We start from the raw sequence: 14,619 nt of genomic DNA on the forward strand, positions 1-14,619 counted from the left end.
CGGACCGGGGGCGTCAGACGGTGGTGACGACCTGGTCGTACTCCAGGCGCGGGCTGCGCGGGAACCAGGCGTTCTCGCCCGGCTTGCCGATGTTGACGACGGCCAGCACCGAGTGGTCGCCCTCGGGGAAGAACTCCTTGTTGACGGCCTCGGCGTCGTAGCCGGTCATCGGGCCGGCGGCCAGGCCGGCGGCGCGGACGCCGATGATGAAGTACGCGGCCTGCAGGGCACCGTTCAGGGTGGCGGAGGACTCGCGGGCCGAGCGCTCCGAGAAGAAGACGTCCTTGGCCTGCGGGAAGTGCGGGAACAGGGTCGGCAGCTCCTCGTGGAACTCGTTGTCCTGGGCCAGGATCGCGACCAGCGGGGCGGCGGCGGTCTTCGCCTGGTTGCCCTCGGCCAGGTGCTGCACCAGGCGCTGGCGGCCCTCGGGGGTGCGGACCAGGACGATGCGCAGCGGCGACTGGTTGAACGCCGTCGGGCCGTACTTGACCAGGTCGTAGATCGCCTGGACCTGCTCGTCGGTGACCGGCTCGTCGGTGAACGTGTTCGCGGTGCGGGCCTCGCGGAAGAGCAGGTCCTGGGCGGCGGCGTCGAGGACCAGGGCGTCGTTGGCTGCGGTAGTCATGCTTCTACACCTTTTGCTGGAGACGAATGCGTCGGGGCGGCAGCATCGCCGCTCGGCTGGTCCAACGGTATGTGAATGTTCAACTATTCCGCAAGGTGACAGAGATCCCGGTCACGTTCGCGCGGGATTCACGCCTGCGCGCCGTCGGCGCCCTCCTCCTCGGCCGCCAGGGCCGCGTCCAGTCGCGCCCGCGCGCCGTCCAGCCAGCGCTGGCAGACCTTCGCCAGCTGCTCGCCGCGCTCCCAGAGCGCCAGCGACTCCTCCAGCGGGACGCCACCCGCCTCCAGTCGCCGGACCACCTCCAGCAGCGCGTCCCTGGCCTGCTCGTAACCCAGGGCGTCGTCGCCGTTCCCCTGGCCTGCCACCTGCTCATCTGCCATGCGGCCCAGCCTAGGTGCTGCCCGTGACAGCGGGCGGGCCTTCGGGGTGCGGAGGGTTGTGCGGCCTGATTCGCAGCCGCCCGGCCCCTCCCCGGCAGTCGCGCAGGCATGGTCCGGGCGCGTGGTTCCCCGCATCCGGGGTGTCGCCCCGCAAGGCGGGTGGAGGGGCCGCGGTTATGCGGAGGCTTCCCCGACGGTGACCTCGAAGGCGCCCTCGGCGACCCTGGCGTGCAGCTGCTCCCCGGTCGAGACCTGGGCCGGGTCGGTGACCACGTGTCCGTCCGCCCGCTGCAGCACGGCGTACCCGCGCTCCAGTGTGGCGAGCGGCGAGAGCGCCACCACCCGCGCCAGGGTGTGCCCGAGATCCGACTCCGCCGCGTCCAGCCGGTGCCCGAGGCAGCGCCGGGCCCGCTCCAGCAGTGCGGCCACCTCGTCGGCGGGGCCGTCCACCAGTCGGTGCGGAGCGGCGAGTGCCGGCCGGCTGCGCACGCTCGCCAGCCCGGCCAGCTCCCGTTCGACCCGTCCGACCACGTGCCGCCGGGCCCGGTCCCGCAGCTGTCGCACCTTGGCCAGCTCCTCCCCGACGTCCGGCACGACCCGCTTCGCGGCGTCCGTCGGCGTCGAGGCCCGCAGGTCGGCGACCCAGTCGAGCAACGGCTGGTCCGGTTCGTGCCCGATCGCGCTGACCACCGGTGTCCGGGCGGCGGCCACCGTCCGCACCAACTCCTCGTCGGAGAACGGCAGCAGGTCCTCGACGCTGCCGCCGCCCCGGGCCACGATGATCACATCCACGTCCGGGTGTTCGTCCAACTCGCCTACCGCGGCCGACACTTGGGCAGCCGCGCTGACCCCCTGCACCAGTGCGTTCCGGACCTCGAAGCGCACGGCGGGCCAGCGGCGCCGGGCGTTCTCCAGGACGTCCCGCTCGGCGGCCGAACCGCGGCCGGTCACCAGGCCGATGCGCTGCGGCAGGAAGGGCAGCGGCCGCTTTCGCTCCGCCGCGAACAGACCCTCGGCCGCGAGCCGCCGCTTCAGGTGCTCCAGTCTGGCGAGCAGCTCGCCCAGCCCCACCAGCCGGATCTCGGAGGCCCGCAGCGAGAGCGTGCCGCGCGCCAGGTACCACTCGGGCTTGGCGAGCAGGATGATCCGCGAGCCCTCCTGGACGTCCTCGGCCACCCGGTCGAAGACCGACCGGAAGCACGTCACGGTCAGCGAGACGTCCCGCTCCGGGTCACGCAGCGTCAGGAACACCACACCGGCGCCCGGACGCCGGCTCAGCTGGGTGATCTGCCCTTCGACCCACACCTCGCCCAGCCGGTCGATCCAGCCCCCGATCAGCGCGGAGACCTTGCCGACCGGGATGGGTGCCTCGGGTGAGCTGGTGTTGGCCATGCGTACGAGGCTATCCCCGGCAGCCGACAGCGGGCCGGAATCCGGGCAACGGGGCAGCCGGCGGCGAGGACCGCCGGGCATCCCGGCGCCCGGCGGCGGAGCGGCCCGGGCGGCGGCCGACGCCGCACACTACTGACGGCGCCCGACGGCGGCCCCCTGGGTGACCAGCACCAGCAGCCCCACCAGCAGCCACAGCCCGCCCACCACCTGCGCGGCGTGCGAGGCCTCGACCAGCACCGCGACGATCACCACGATCCCCAGCACCGGGACCACCACGTGCCGCAGCCAGTGGTGCGAGTGGTGGCGGACCGCGTACCAGCCGAGCACCGAGGCGTGCAGCAGTACGAAGGCGGTGAGCGCGCCGACGTTGACCACCGAGGTCAGCTGGTCGAGCCCGTCGGCCCGGCGGGCCGCCCAGACCGCCGCGACCAGGGTGACCACCGCCGCCGTCAGCAGTGCCCGGCGCGGTACCGCCGACCCGGGGTCCACCGCCGCGAGCGCCCTCGGCAGCCGCCCTTCCCGGCCCATCGCGAACAGCAGCCGCCCGGCCGCCGCCTGCCCGGCCAGCGCCGCGAACGCCGCCCCGACCGCCTTGCTCAGCGCCACCAGGGTCTGCAGCCAGTGCCCGATCGAGGCGTCCACCGTCCGGTAGAACGCCGGGCCCTGCGCCGCCGGGTCCTGGGCCAGCTGCTCCGGGGTGAGCGGCTCCAGCAGCGCGGCCAGATAGGTCTGCACCACGAACAGCAGCCCGGCCAGCGCCAGGCACCACAGCACCGCCCTGGCCACCGCGGCCGAGGCCCCGACCGCCTCCTCCACGAACGAGGCGATCGCGTCGAAGCCCAGGTACGACAGCACCGCGACCGAAACCGCCGAGAGCACCGCCGCCGGTGAGAACCCGGTGACGGAGGCCAGCGGTGACCACCAGTCCCGGTGCGCTCCGTCGCGGACCAGTACCACCACCGCCGAGACCGCGAAGACCGCCAGTACCGCGACCTCCATCGCCAGCACCGCGAAGCCGACGGAGGCCGCCGTCCGCACCCCGGCCAGGTTCAGGCCGGTGGTGAGCAGCACCGCCAGCACCGTCCACACCCAGCGCGGCACCTCGGGGACCAGCGAGTTCAGCGCGATCCCCGAGAACAGGTACGCCACCGCGGGGATCAGCAGGTAGTCCAGCATCGCCATCCACCCGGCGACGAACCCCGCCCCCTCGCCCAGGGCCGCCCGGGCGTACGCGAACACCGAACCCGCCAGGGGTACCGCGCGCACCATCTGCGCGTACGAGAAGGCGGTGAACCCCATCGCCACGGTGGCCACCAGGTACACCGAGGCGAGGGCGCCGTCGCTCTTGGCGTCCAGCACCCCGAACACCCCGACCGGGGCCATCGGGGCGATGAACAGCAGCCCGTAGACCATCAGATCGCGCACACCGAGGCTGCGGCGCAGCCGGCCCGGCTCCACTCGCTCGTTCATCCCCCTCATTCCAGCACCGCGGGCCCCCTCGGCGGCGCAGGGCACGCGCGCCGTGGCGCCGCTGTCGCGGTCCGGACGGGGGAGGGCGGCCCTTACCATGGGACCCATGTCCAACACTGCTCAGCGCCGCGTCCTGCTCGCCGCCCCCCGGGGTTACTGCGCGGGCGTCGACCGCGCCGTGATCGCCGTGGAGAAGGCCCTTGAGCAGTACGGGGCGCCGATCTACGTCCGCAAGCAGATCGTGCACAACAAGTACGTCGTGCAGACCCTGGAGAAGCAGGGCGCGATCTTCGTCGACGAGACGGAGGAGGTGCCCGAGGGCTCGATCGTGGTCTTCTCGGCGCACGGTGTCGCCCCCTCGGTGCACGACGAGGCGAAGGCCGGCAAGCTCGCCACCGTCGACGCCACCTGCCCCCTGGTGACCAAGGTCCACAAGGAGGCCGTCCGGTTCGCGAACGAGGGCTACGACATCCTGCTGGTCGGCCATGAGGGCCACGAGGAGGTCATCGGCACGATGGGCGAGGCCCCGGACCGGATCCACCTGGTGGACGGTGCCGAGGACGTGGCCGAGGTGCAGGTCCGCGACGAGTCCAAGGTCGTCTGGCTGTCCCAGACCACCCTCTCCGTGGACGAGACCATGGCCACCGTCGGCGAGCTGAAGAAGCGCTTCCCGCTGCTGGTCAGCCCGCCCAGCGACGACATCTGCTACGCCACCCAGAACCGCCAGGTCGCGGTCAAGCAGCTGGCTCCCGAAACCGACCTGCTGATCGTGGTCGGCTCCAAGAACTCCTCCAACTCCGTCCGCCTGGTCGAGGTCGGCCTGGAGTACGGCGCCAAGGCGGCGCACCTGGTCGACTTCGCCGAGGAGATCGACGAGGCCTGGCTGGAGGGCGTCACCACGGTCGGCCTGACCAGCGGCGCCTCGGTGCCGGAGATCCTGGTCGAGGGCGTGCTGGCCTTCCTCGCCGAGCGCGGCTTCGCCGATGTGGAGATCGTCAAGACCGCCGAGGAGCACCTGATCTTCTCGCTGCCCAAGGAGCTGCGCCGCGACCTGCGCGCCGAGGCCGCCGGGAAGCTCTGAGCACCACCGCGACGCCCGGGACCCGAGGGGCTCCCGGGCGTCGCCGTGTCCGGGCCCGGGTATCAGCAGGCGGGTGCCACCGGGCACCCGTACGTTTGTGCACAGGCTGTGGATGACGGAGGGCAGTGGCCATGACGACGGTATTCGGCGTGGACATCGGCGGCTCGGGCATCAAGGGCGCGCCCGTCGACCTGGAGAGGGGCGAGCTCACCGAGGAGCGGTACAAGGTCCTCACCCCGCATCCGGCTTCGCCCGAGGCCGTGGCCGACGCGGTCTGCGAGGTGGTCCGGCACTTCGGCCACCAGGGCCCGGTCGGGCTCACCTTCCCCGGCGTGGTGGTCGACGGGCGCACCCGTACGGCGGCCAACGTCGCCAAGGACTGGATCGGCCGGGATGCCCAGGGTCTGTTCCGGCAGACGCTGGGCCTGCCCGCCACCGTGCTCAACGACGCCGACGCGGCGGGGCTCGCCGAGATCACCTACGGCGCCGGACGTGACCAGGACGGCGTGGTGCTCGTCCTCACCTTCGGTACCGGCATCGGCAGCGGCCTCTTCGTGGACGGCGTCCTCGTCCCCAACACCGAGCTCGGCCACCTGGAGCTGCGCGGCAAGGACGCCGAGCGCCGGGCCTCCTCGGCGGCCAAGGAGCGCCATGAGCTCAGCTGGTCCGAGTGGGCCGTCCGGGTGGACGAGTACCTCGACCTGGTGGACCGGCTCTTCGCACCCCGGCTGATCGTCATCGGCGGCGGGGTCAGCCGCAAGCACGACAAGTTCCTGCCGCTGCTGAAGGAGCGCGAGGCGAGAGTCGTACCGGCCCGCCTGCGCAACGACGCCGGCATCGTCGGCGCCGCCATGGCCGCCGCCAAGTCCGGCTGAGCGCATACGCGGGCCCGCGCGGCAGGCGCCGCACCCGGCGTGGCGGCTTCCGCCGAACCCGTACGTGTCCGAGGGATCCCGTTCAGCCGGTCGAACGGTTGCGCCGGAGGCGGCGCTGGGCGACGAACCGGGCCGCCACGATCATCCCGGCCAGACCGGTGCCGCCGAACAGCCATTCCGCCCGGACCGCCAGGCCGCTCGCCAGCGCCACCACCTGCCCGATCACCCCGGGCGCGGCGGGCGGACCGAAGAGCAGCAGCGCGGCGGCGAACGCGATCGGCCCGCTGATCGGCGCGGCGGCCAGGTCCGCGAACCGCACCCGTACGGCCAGCTGGAAGCAGACCACCAGGTAGCCCAGTCCGAACAGCACCCCGAGTCCGTCGAACAGCATCCGGTCAGCCGCCGCCGCCAGCACCGTCCCGGCCAGCGCCAGGACGCCGGTGCCGACGGCGGTGAGCCGGGCCGGCCGCCCGCTGCGCGGGCGTTCCCGGGCGCCGAGCTGAAGCGGCAGGCGCAGCCGGGACTTCGGCGGCGCGGGACGGACCCCGGAGGCCGTGCGCGGCCTGGCCGGCTGGCGGACCCGGGACTCGGGGGGCGTGGTGGGCCCCGGTACGGCGGCCTCGGCGGCGGTACCGGCTGGCGGTCGCCGTCTGGGCCCGGGCGGCTGGGTACGGATGCTCTGCTCCACCCACCCAACGTACGGTCCGATCATCGCCACACTGTGTAATGGCCGCGTTTGCCCCTCCCCCGTGTCCCGAACCGCGAGTAGTCTCGGGGCGATCTCCGGACCGGACCCTCCGGGTGCGATCTTTCGAAGTGACCAGGGGGAGAGCATGTCCGTCACCGAGCCGGCCTTCTCGTTCGAGCGGCTGCACCACGTCCAGCTGGACATTCCGGCGGGCGGCGAGGACCTCTGCCGCGAGTTCTGGGCCGGGGTGCTCGGGATGGCCGAGGTGGAGAAGCCGCCGGTGCTGGCGGCGCGCGGCGGCTGCTGGTTCCGCGGCGGCGGCCTTGAGGTGCACCTCGGTGTGGTGGCCGAGTTCGCCCCGTCCCGCAAGGGGCACCCGGGCATCCTGGTCCGTTCGCTGGACGAGCTGGCCGCCCGACTGGAGGCGCACGGCCACCCGGTGGTCTGGGACGACAACTTCCCCGGCTACCGGCGGTTCCACTCCGCCGACGGGCTGGGCAACCGGCTGGAGTTCCTGGAGCCGGCCCTTCCCACCGCCGGGGTCTGAGCCCGGACCCCGTTCGATCCCGGACCCCGTTCGGCTGGCCCTTAGACTGGGGGATCGGCCCCTACGGTGCCATTCCACTCCTCCAAGCCCACGGGACTGCGCTTCATGTCGCTCACGATCGGAATCGTCGGCCTGCCCAACGTCGGCAAGTCGACTCTTTTCAACGCCCTGACCAAGAACGACGTGCTGGCGGCCAACTACCCGTTCGCCACCATCGAGCCCAACGTGGGCGTCGTCGGCGTCCCGGACGTCCGGCTGGCCAAGCTCGCCGAGATCTTCGGCTCGCAGCGGATCCTCCCGGCCACCGTGGACTTCGTGGACATCGCGGGCATCGTGCGCGGCGCCAGCGAGGGCGAGGGCCTGGGCAACAAGTTCCTCGCCAACATCCGTGAGGCGAACGCCATCTGCCAGGTCGTCCGTGCCTTCACCGACCCGGACGTGGTGCACGTGGACGGCAAGGTCTCGCCCAAGGACGACATCGAGACCATCCACACCGAGCTGATCCTCGCCGACCTGCAGACCATCGAGAAGGTGCTGCCGCGGCTGCAGAAGGAGGCCCGGCTCAAGAAGGACACCGCGCCGGTGCTCGCCGCCGCCGAGGCGGCCCAGGCGGTGCTGGAGAGCGGCAAGACCCTCTTCGAGGCCGGGTTCGACACCACCCCGATCCGCGACCTCCACCTGCTGACCGCCAAGCCCTTCCTCTACGTCTTCAACGTGGACGAGGAGGAGCTGGCCGACGAGGACTTCAAGAACGCCCAGCGCGAGCTGGTCGCCCCGGCCGAGGCGATCTTCCTCAACGCCAAGATCGAGTCCGAGCTGATCGAGCTGGACGACGCCGAGGCCCTCGAGCTCCTCCAGTCCATGGGCCAGGAGGAGCCGGGTCTCGCCACCCTGGCCCGGGTCGGCTTCGACACCCTCGGCCTGCAGACCTACCTGACCGCCGGCCCCAAGGAAACCCGCGCCTGGACCATCAAGAAGGGCGCCACCGCCCCCGAGGCGGCCGGTGTGATCCACACCGACTTCCAGAAGGGCTTCATCAAGGCCGAGGTCATCTCCTTCGACGACCTGGTCGAGACCGGCTCCATCGCCGAGGCCCGCTCCAAGGGCAAGGCCCGGATCGAGGGCAAGGAGTACATCATGCAGGACGGCGACGTCGTGGAGTTCCGCTTTAACGTGTGACGTGCCGGGAGGGCGCTGCTCGGTCGCCGGAGCGGGCCGAGCAGCGCCCTGGTTGATGCCGCCGTGTCACGGTCGGCGGCTCACGTCGTCAGGTCAACTCTCGTAGTGGTAGCGGCATTGGGCGATGAGGACCGAGTCGTCGGTGGCTTTGTAGATGAGGCGGTGCTCGTCATTGATTCGACGCGACCAGTAGCCCTGGAACCCGTGCTTGAGCGGTTCGGGCTTTCCGATCCCCTCGTTGCCATTGCGTGCCACGTCGGCGATGAGCGTGTTGATCCGCTTGAGGATCTTGCGGTCCTGGAGTTGCCACCACAGGTAGTCCTCCCAGGCCCGGGAGGCGAAGACGATCTTCACTCGGGATTCGCCAGCTCCCGTGCGGTCCCGCCACCGCTCTCCAGCTCCTCGATGGAGGCCAGGAGGCGGCGCGCGTTCGCGGGGCTGCGCAGCAGGTAGGCGGTCTCTTTCAGGGACTGGTAGTCCTCCAGCGAGACGATCACCACCGGCTCGCGTCCGGCGCGAGTGATCACTATCTCCTCGCGGTCGTCCGTGACCGCGTTGAGCACTTCGGCGTACCGTGCGCGTGACTCCGAGTAGGTCATGGTCTTCATGGCTCGGCTCCTCCGGTAGGTACAAGAAACTGTACGTCTGTGTCCAGGTGGCGACAAGTCAGTCTGCAGACAGTCCTGGACGAAGTAACACCACGTTGCGGACCTGGCGACTGTGCAGGCCGGATGGGGTCGACTCGTTCAGGAGCCGATCCCGTCGCCATGCCCGTGCCGGATCGGTGCCGGATGTCCCGATGCGGAGGTCAGGTGCCGTAGACCGTGGAGCGGTGTCCGATGTGCACGACCCACACCACCAGTTCCCCGTTGTCGATCGTGTAGATGACGCGGTAGTCGCCCACTCGTAGGCGACGCCGTTCGGGTTGCGACACGAGTGCGGTGGTGCTGAAGCCGAGTGGATTGCTTTCCAGCTCGGTCAGCTTGGCCAGGATGCGGAGTGCCATGTCGCGGGGGATCTTCCGCAGCTCGGCCTGAGCCTCCGGTCGGAAGACGGTGCGGTACTCACTCACTGCGGGCCAGAGTCTCCCTCATGATGTCCTCGATGGGGATGCCGGCCGAGGGATTCGCCATGCGCTCGTCGATGATCCGGTTGATCTCGCGTTCTTCCCATTCCTGGTACTTGCGGAGCACCTCGATGGATACGACGGCGGCGACCTGCTTGCCACGGCGCGTGATCACGGTGGGGACGTCGTCGCGGTCGGCCCGCTCCACGACCTCGGCGAGATGCGCGCGGACATCGCGGATGGACTCTATGGGTAGCGGCTGCGTCATGTACTCAAGGGTACCGAGTGTTCCAGGTGTACACAATGGGCTCTCCGGCTCACCTGCGCCGGATGGCCCGCCTCTGTGCTGGATCCGATCTCCCGGGCCGGCGTCTGTGCAGGTGGGAGCGGTGTGTCCAAGAATCCGCCGCAAAGTCCGATCCGGCGCGCTCAGCCCGAGGGGCCCCGGTCCGGTCGGACCTGGGCCCCTCGGTGTCGCCGGTGTGCCTCAGCGCACGTGGACGAGCTTGACCTCCGTGGTGCGGTCGGTGAACGGACGGTCGCCCGGCACGCCGTCGTAGCCGTAGAGCACCCCGCGGAACTGCAGGGTGCCGCGGTGGGCGGCCCTGATCTTCACGTCGACCGTGGCGTCGTGCAGCGGGAGCGTGGTCAGGCGACCGCACTTGACGGTGCGCCAGGCGCCCGACTTGCCGAAGCGTTCCTGCACGCAGAGCCTGGCGTCGGTGGCCCCGTCATCGTCGGCCCGCCCCTTGATGTGGATGACCTGGCCGACGCTCACCTTGCCGGGCACGCTGAGTTCAGCGGAGCCCTTGGCGACCGCGGGTGTCACCGCGACCGCGACCGTGGCCATGCCCATGGCGCCGACCGCGGCGGCACGTGTCACGCCCCGCTTCAGACCGTTCTTCATCGACTCTCCCCCTGGTGGTCCGAACAGTTCGAGTGACGAGCACGCCACATCGCGCGCCACCCTGGCAAACGCGGCCGCTAGAAGCCGGTGTCGTAGGTGTAGAACTTGGTGTGGTCGAGCAGGTCGGCCGGGGTCACGTTGTTCCACGGCTTCATGGTCTCGTTGAGGTCGACCACATCGGGAGTGTTGCCGGTCGGCAGGTAGCTCCGGTCCGGGTGGCGGGACTGCCACTCGGCCCACAGCTTGTCGATGAAACAGTGGTGCAGCCAGAAGGCCGGGTCGTTGGGGGACATGCCGGTGGCCATGTGGCCGCCGATCCAGACGTGCACCCGGTTGTGCAGGTTGACGCCGCGCCAGCCTTCGAGGTGGTTGCGGAAGCCGTCGGAAGAGCTGTTCCACGGGGCCATGTCGTAGGTGGCCATGGCGAGTACGGACTCCGCCTCGGCCTTGGTCGGCAGTGCGGCGACGGCGCCGCCGAGGCTGCGACGCAGGTAGTTGCGGCTGTCCGGGCGCACCGTGAGGGTCCACTTGCCGCCGCTGTAGGCGAACGGCCCGGTGGTGACCTGGCCGTCGCTGCTGCGGCCGTTGCCGCCGAGGAAGTCCGGGCCCCAGATCGACGAGGTGGCGGTGCGGTCGGCCGTCCAGTCCCAGTAGGGCAGGGTGACGGCCGGGTTGATGCTCTGCAGGTCCTGCTCGAACTGGAGCAGGAACTTGCGGTGCCAGGGCAGGAAGGAGGGCGAGCGGTGCCCGGTCCGTTCGCCGTTGTCGGTGTCGCTGATGATGAAGGTGTTGTGGATGCTGACGTAGGAGTCGTAGCGTCCCTGGCGCTTGAGCTCCAGGAGGGCGTCGACGAAGTCGCGCTTCTCCTTGGCCGTCAGGGTCGCCTGGTTCTTGCGCACTGCCATGGAAGTTCCTCTTGGGTGGGTGCGGTCAGGGTCCGGTCGGTGGCTCTACCGCTCAGGTGAGCGGGAGCAGTTCGGCGCCCTGGAGGTCGACCACGGCGGCGCGGGCGAGTGAGCGCGGCGTGGCGTGGGTCTGGTAGTGGTTCACCACGCTGATCCAGGTGCCGTCGGCGTTCTGCATGACGTGCAGCTCCGCGCCGTCGACCAGGACCTGGTAGCCGCCGTGGTGGGCGGCGTGGCCGGTGGCGATCAGCCGGCCCTGGATCCGGCGGCCCTGGTACACCTCGTCGAACTCGTCCCCGGCGCCCGGGTCGGCGGCCACGGCGTGCTGCCTGGCGGGCCCGGTGAAGCCGATCACGGCGGTCCCGGCGGCCGCGGCGAGGGCGACACCCGCCCCCTGCAGCATTCGGCGGCGGGTGAGGTCGGACGGGCTGCGGCCCTCGGGTGCGGAGCCGTTCGCGGGCGTGGCGCTGTTCTCGGACATGGCGTCGTTTTTGGACATGGCTGAGTAACCCCCCTGGGTTGGCTGCTGGATGACGGATCGTCGGCCTGACGGGTGGGTCGAAGGCGATTTCCAAGGTCGATCCGCAAGCTCATGCTTACAGCCGGAGGTAGAGCGCAGGAACGGCCGATCGGCGGGGGTCGGACGGCTGTCCATATTTCCGGACATGCCTCGCCGAAAGTTGCATCCTGTACCAGTCAAGGACTTCTCTGAGTACGTCGGTCTCAGGCGTGTTTTGGTGAAGATTCTTTACAGAATCTGCCACTTGGCAGGAGATACTTCATCAACTACGCGCGTCATGTGACCGGTCTTACGGTTCCAGGATGGCGTGATGCCGTAGGTCCAGGTGGCCGGCGAGGGCTTCCCTGCCCTCGGGGGTGAGGCTCACCGCCCGGGTGGTGCCGATACGGACGATCCAGCCGGCGTCGAAGGCGTGGTGGCAGATGGCGGCCCCGACGGTCCCGGCGAGGTGCGGCCGGCGCTCGGTGAAGTCGAGACAGGGGCGGACGGCGGGCCGCTTGGAACCCTCGGGCAGGGTGATGCCCAGGGAGTCCAGCCACTCGGTGCCCGCGGCGGTCAGGGCCGGGCCGTGCCGCCAGTCCAGCAGGCCCCGCTCGGCCATGGCCTCGGTGATGGTGACCCCGAGCAGCCCGGCCAGGTGGTCGTAGCAGGTACGGGCCCGCGCCATGGCGCTGCGCCGGTTGGCGGCGGAGAGCGTCCGGGGCGGCGGGGCGAGCCAGCCGGGTGCCAGTGCGGAGAGGAGTTCGACCAGTTCGGCGGCCTCGGCGCCCGCCAGCCGGACGTACCGGTGGCGGCCCTGGCGCTCCTCGGCGAGCAGACCGCCCTCGGCCAGGGCGTTGAGGTGGGTGGTCGCGGTGGAGGCGGCGACCCCGGCGTGGCGGGCGAGCTCGTTGGCGGTCCAGGCCCGGCCGTCCAGCAGTGCCAGGCAGAACGTGGCCCTGGTGGTGTCGGCCAGCAGTCCGGCCAGCGAGGCGACCGCGTGCCCCTCGGCCCGTACCTCGTCCGCCGCCGCCCCGCGTTCCCGCATGCTCCGTGTCACGTACCCAGAGTGCACCCGCTCCACTTCGGCGGGCATCGAAGTGTCCGGCGCCTACGGTCGCCGTCATGACGACCACGACCATCGACGCCGCCGGACACCTCACCATCACGCCGAGCATCCTGTACTTCGGGACACCCGTGGTGCTGCTCTCGACCGAGAACGAGGACGGCTCGTTCAACCTCGCCCCGTTCTCCTCCGCCTGGGCCCTCGGCCAGGTGGTCGTCCTGGGGCTCGGCCGCGATGGCCAGAGCGGACGCAACCTGGCCGCCCGGCCGGAGCTGGTGCTGAGCCTGCCGACGCCCGGGATGTGGCCCGCGGTGGAACTGCTCGGCGGACTCACCGGCCAGCCCGAGGGGCCCGCCGCCACCGCGCCGCACACCCGGTACGAGCGGGACAAGTTCAAGGCGGCGGGGCTGCGCGCGGAACCGTCCGAACTGGTCCGTCCGCCCAGGGTGGCCGAGTGCCCGCTCCAGCTGGAGGCCCGGGCGGTGGACGTCCGGCACGACGAGGCGGGCGGGTTCCTGATCGTGCAGGCCGGGGTCTGCCGGGTGCACGCGGACCCGGCGATCGTCGTCCCCGGAACGCAGCACGTCGATCCGGGTGCCTGGAGTCCGCTGGTCTACAACTTCCGCCACTACTTCGGCCTGGGCTCCGAACTCGGCCACAGCTCCCGTTCGCTGACGGCCGGTGTCCGGCGGCCCAGGCCGTGAGGCGCCCGGCCGGCCGGGCGGGACGGCGACCGGTCAGCCGGGCGGGACGGTGACCGGTCAGCCGATCAGGACGCCGAGCGTGCCGTCGTCCGCCGCGGTGACCCGGACCTGTTCCAGGGTGTCCACGTGGACGGTCGGACGGTGGGCGGCGGCGCGCGGGCCGACTCCGACCACGGGCATTCCGGCCGCGCGGGCGGCCTGGATCCCGGCTTCGGAGTCCTCGAAGACGAGGCACGATTCCGGTGCGAGGCCGAGTGCGGCGGCGCCCTTGTGGAAGCACTCCGGGTCGGGCTTGCCGGCGCCGACCAGCTCGGCAGTGATCATGACGGGCGGCAGGGGCAGCCCGGCCGCGCCCATCCGGGCGCGGGCGAGGGCGTCGTCGGCCGAGGTGACCAGGGCGTGCGGGAGCCCGGTGAGCGAGGCGAGGAACGCCGCGGCGCCGGGGATCCCGGCGATGCCGTCGAGGTCGGCGGTCTCCTCGGCGAGCATCCGCCGGTTGTCCGCGAGGTTCTCCGCCACCGGCCGCTGCGGAAGCAGTACGGCCATGGCGAGGTGGCCCTGGCGGCCGTGGATCGTCCGCAGCACCTCGTCCGCGTCCAGCCCGTTGGCCGACGCCCAGCGGCGCCAGCAACGCTCGACCACCGCATCGGAGTTGACCAGGGTGCCGTCCATGTCGAGCAGCAGTGCCCCGGCGGTCAGCATGGTGGACGTGGCGGTCATACGGCCTCCTCGGCAGCGTGCGGGCAGATTTGTTTCCGTAGCATACAAAATCTGCCCGAGCGGGCCTCAGGCGAGCAGGTGCGCGTTGACCGCGCGGGCCGCCCCCGCCAGCTCCGGCAGCTCCTCGACCGCCACTCCCGCGGCGGTGAGCAGGGCGGTCCCCTGGCAGGCGGTGACGAAGAGGTCCGGCTCCCGCCAGGCGATCACGACCCGGGGGATGCCCGCCGCGATGATCAGCTGGGCGCAGGTGCGCGGCCGGGAGGCGCGCTGCCCGCAGGGTTCCAGCGAGCTGTAGACGGTGGCCGTGCGCAGCCGGGGGTCCGCGGCGGACAGTCGGGCGAGCGCGGCCTCCTCGGCGTGGTTGTGGGCGTCGAGCTCACGGCTGTAGCCCTCGCCGAGGACCTCGCCGTCGGCGCCCACGATCACCGCGCCGACCGAGAAGGCGGTCTCGGAGGGCGGGCAGAGCCGGGAGAGTTCGACGGCACGGCCGAGCCACCGCAGGTCCTCGGACATGG

Annotated in this window: 20 protein-coding genes; 5 read left to right on the plus strand and 15 right to left on the minus strand. The window is 71.4% G+C overall.

From position 1 onward, the window contains the following. Positions 1–13: 13 nt before the first annotated feature. From ACSMTC_RS22725 to ACSMTC_RS22740, 4 genes are all read right to left on the minus strand, one after another. Positions 14–625, minus strand: a complete 612-nt coding sequence (locus ACSMTC_RS22725) for a malonic semialdehyde reductase (RefSeq protein ID WP_436561551.1) — start codon at positions 623–625, stop codon at positions 14–16. A gap of 128 nt (positions 626–753) precedes the next feature. Further along, on the minus strand, positions 754–1,005 hold the full coding sequence (locus ACSMTC_RS22730) for an exodeoxyribonuclease VII small subunit (protein ID WP_436561552.1): 252 nt from the start codon (positions 1,003–1,005) through the stop codon (positions 754–756). 174 nt (positions 1,006–1,179) lie between these two features. Then, on the minus strand, positions 1,180–2,397 hold the full coding sequence (gene xseA / locus ACSMTC_RS22735) for an exodeoxyribonuclease VII large subunit (protein WP_436561553.1): 1,218 nt from the start codon (positions 2,395–2,397) through the stop codon (positions 1,180–1,182). 129 nt (positions 2,398–2,526) lie between these two features. After that, complete coding sequence (locus tag ACSMTC_RS22740; RefSeq protein WP_436561554.1) at positions 2,527–3,867, minus strand: APC family permease; 1,341 nt, start codon at positions 3,865–3,867, stop codon at positions 2,527–2,529. Positions 3,868–3,964: 97 nt separating this feature from the next. Between ACSMTC_RS22740 and ACSMTC_RS22745 the strand changes: the two genes are divergently transcribed. Both ACSMTC_RS22745 and ppgK read left to right on the plus strand, forming a co-directional pair. Further along, positions 3,965–4,948, plus strand: coding sequence for a 4-hydroxy-3-methylbut-2-enyl diphosphate reductase (locus ACSMTC_RS22745; RefSeq protein WP_436561555.1), 984 nt, complete (start codon positions 3,965–3,967; stop codon positions 4,946–4,948). 131 nt (positions 4,949–5,079) lie between these two features. Then, on the plus strand, positions 5,080–5,823 hold the full coding sequence (gene ppgK, locus ACSMTC_RS22750) for a polyphosphate--glucose phosphotransferase (RefSeq protein ID WP_436561556.1): 744 nt from the start codon (positions 5,080–5,082) through the stop codon (positions 5,821–5,823). 82 nt (positions 5,824–5,905) lie between these two features. On the opposite strand, the gene ACSMTC_RS22755 is transcribed toward ppgK, so the two are convergent. Then, positions 5,906–6,511: a DUF6542 domain-containing protein gene (locus ACSMTC_RS22755; protein ID WP_436561557.1), complete on the minus strand. Its 606-nt coding sequence runs from the start codon at positions 6,509–6,511 to the stop codon at positions 5,906–5,908. Positions 6,512–6,656: 145 nt separating this feature from the next. Between ACSMTC_RS22755 and ACSMTC_RS22760 the strand changes: the two genes are divergently transcribed. Together ACSMTC_RS22760 and ychF are read left to right on the plus strand one after the other, a co-directional pair. Next, positions 6,657–7,058 carry a VOC family protein gene (locus ACSMTC_RS22760; protein WP_436561558.1) on the plus strand — a complete coding sequence of 134 codons (402 nt, stop codon included), beginning with the start codon at positions 6,657–6,659 and terminating at the stop codon, positions 7,056–7,058. A 105-nt stretch (positions 7,059–7,163) separates the two neighbouring features. Next, positions 7,164–8,237 (plus strand): redox-regulated ATPase YchF, encoded by a 1,074-nt coding sequence (gene ychF / locus ACSMTC_RS22765; RefSeq protein WP_436561559.1) that lies wholly within the window; start codon positions 7,164–7,166, stop codon positions 8,235–8,237. Between the two features lie 93 nt (positions 8,238–8,330). Here ychF and ACSMTC_RS22770 read toward each other — a convergent pair whose 3' ends face one another. The 8 genes from ACSMTC_RS22770 to ACSMTC_RS22805 form a co-directional block, all read right to left on the minus strand. Further along, a complete protein-coding gene (locus ACSMTC_RS22770) occupies positions 8,331–8,591 on the minus strand; it encodes a Txe/YoeB family addiction module toxin (protein ID WP_436561560.1) in 261 nt (86 codons plus the stop codon). Beyond that, positions 8,588–8,845 carry a type II toxin-antitoxin system Phd/YefM family antitoxin gene (locus ACSMTC_RS22775; RefSeq protein ID WP_436561561.1) on the minus strand — a complete coding sequence of 86 codons (258 nt, stop codon included), beginning with the start codon at positions 8,843–8,845 and terminating at the stop codon, positions 8,588–8,590. Before ACSMTC_RS22775 ends, ACSMTC_RS22770 begins: the two co-directional genes overlap by 4 nt. Positions 8,846–9,045: 200 nt before the next feature. Beyond that, positions 9,046–9,309, minus strand: a complete 264-nt coding sequence (locus tag ACSMTC_RS22780) for a type II toxin-antitoxin system RelE family toxin (protein WP_436561562.1) — start codon at positions 9,307–9,309, stop codon at positions 9,046–9,048. Next, complete coding sequence (locus ACSMTC_RS22785; RefSeq protein WP_436561563.1) at positions 9,302–9,571, minus strand: type II toxin-antitoxin system Phd/YefM family antitoxin; 270 nt, start codon at positions 9,569–9,571, stop codon at positions 9,302–9,304. The genes ACSMTC_RS22780 and ACSMTC_RS22785 overlap by 8 nt, the downstream gene beginning before the upstream one ends. A gap of 219 nt (positions 9,572–9,790) precedes the next feature. Beyond that, entirely contained in the window at positions 9,791–10,210 is a 420-nt protein-coding gene (locus tag ACSMTC_RS22790) for a hypothetical protein (RefSeq protein ID WP_436561564.1), read from the minus strand. A 77-nt stretch (positions 10,211–10,287) separates the two neighbouring features. Next, positions 10,288–11,115 carry a tyrosinase MelC2 gene (gene melC2 / locus ACSMTC_RS22795; protein WP_436561565.1) on the minus strand — a complete coding sequence of 276 codons (828 nt, stop codon included), beginning with the start codon at positions 11,113–11,115 and terminating at the stop codon, positions 10,288–10,290. Between the two features lie 52 nt (positions 11,116–11,167). Then, complete coding sequence (gene melC1 / locus ACSMTC_RS22800) at positions 11,168–11,596, minus strand: apotyrosinase chaperone MelC1 (RefSeq protein ID WP_436561566.1); 429 nt, start codon at positions 11,594–11,596, stop codon at positions 11,168–11,170. Positions 11,597–11,924: 328 nt separating this feature from the next. Beyond that, positions 11,925–12,662, minus strand: a complete 738-nt coding sequence (locus ACSMTC_RS22805) for an ArsR/SmtB family transcription factor (RefSeq protein ID WP_436564774.1) — start codon at positions 12,660–12,662, stop codon at positions 11,925–11,927. Between the two features lie 77 nt (positions 12,663–12,739). Here ACSMTC_RS22805 and ACSMTC_RS22810 point away from each other — a divergent pair, with 77 nt between their 5' ends. Next, the gene (locus ACSMTC_RS22810; RefSeq protein WP_436561567.1) at positions 12,740–13,384 is read left to right on the plus strand and encodes a flavin reductase family protein; all 645 of its coding nucleotides are present in this window, start codon (positions 12,740–12,742) and stop codon (positions 13,382–13,384) included. Between the two features lie 57 nt (positions 13,385–13,441). Here the strand turns inward: ACSMTC_RS22810 and ACSMTC_RS22815 are convergent, their stop codons facing one another. After that, the gene (locus tag ACSMTC_RS22815; protein ID WP_436561568.1) at positions 13,442–14,104 is read right to left on the minus strand and encodes an HAD-IA family hydrolase; all 663 of its coding nucleotides are present in this window, start codon (positions 14,102–14,104) and stop codon (positions 13,442–13,444) included. A gap of 66 nt (positions 14,105–14,170) precedes the next feature. Continuing rightward, positions 14,171–14,617: a deaminase gene (locus ACSMTC_RS22820; protein WP_436564775.1), complete on the minus strand. Its 447-nt coding sequence runs from the start codon at positions 14,615–14,617 to the stop codon at positions 14,171–14,173. Positions 14,618–14,619 lie beyond the last annotated feature (2 nt).

Origin of the sequence: Kitasatospora sp. HPM-01-4 (assembly GCF_051374625.1) — a bacterium.
Lineage (GTDB): Bacteria > Actinomycetota > Actinomycetes > Streptomycetales > Streptomycetaceae > Kitasatospora.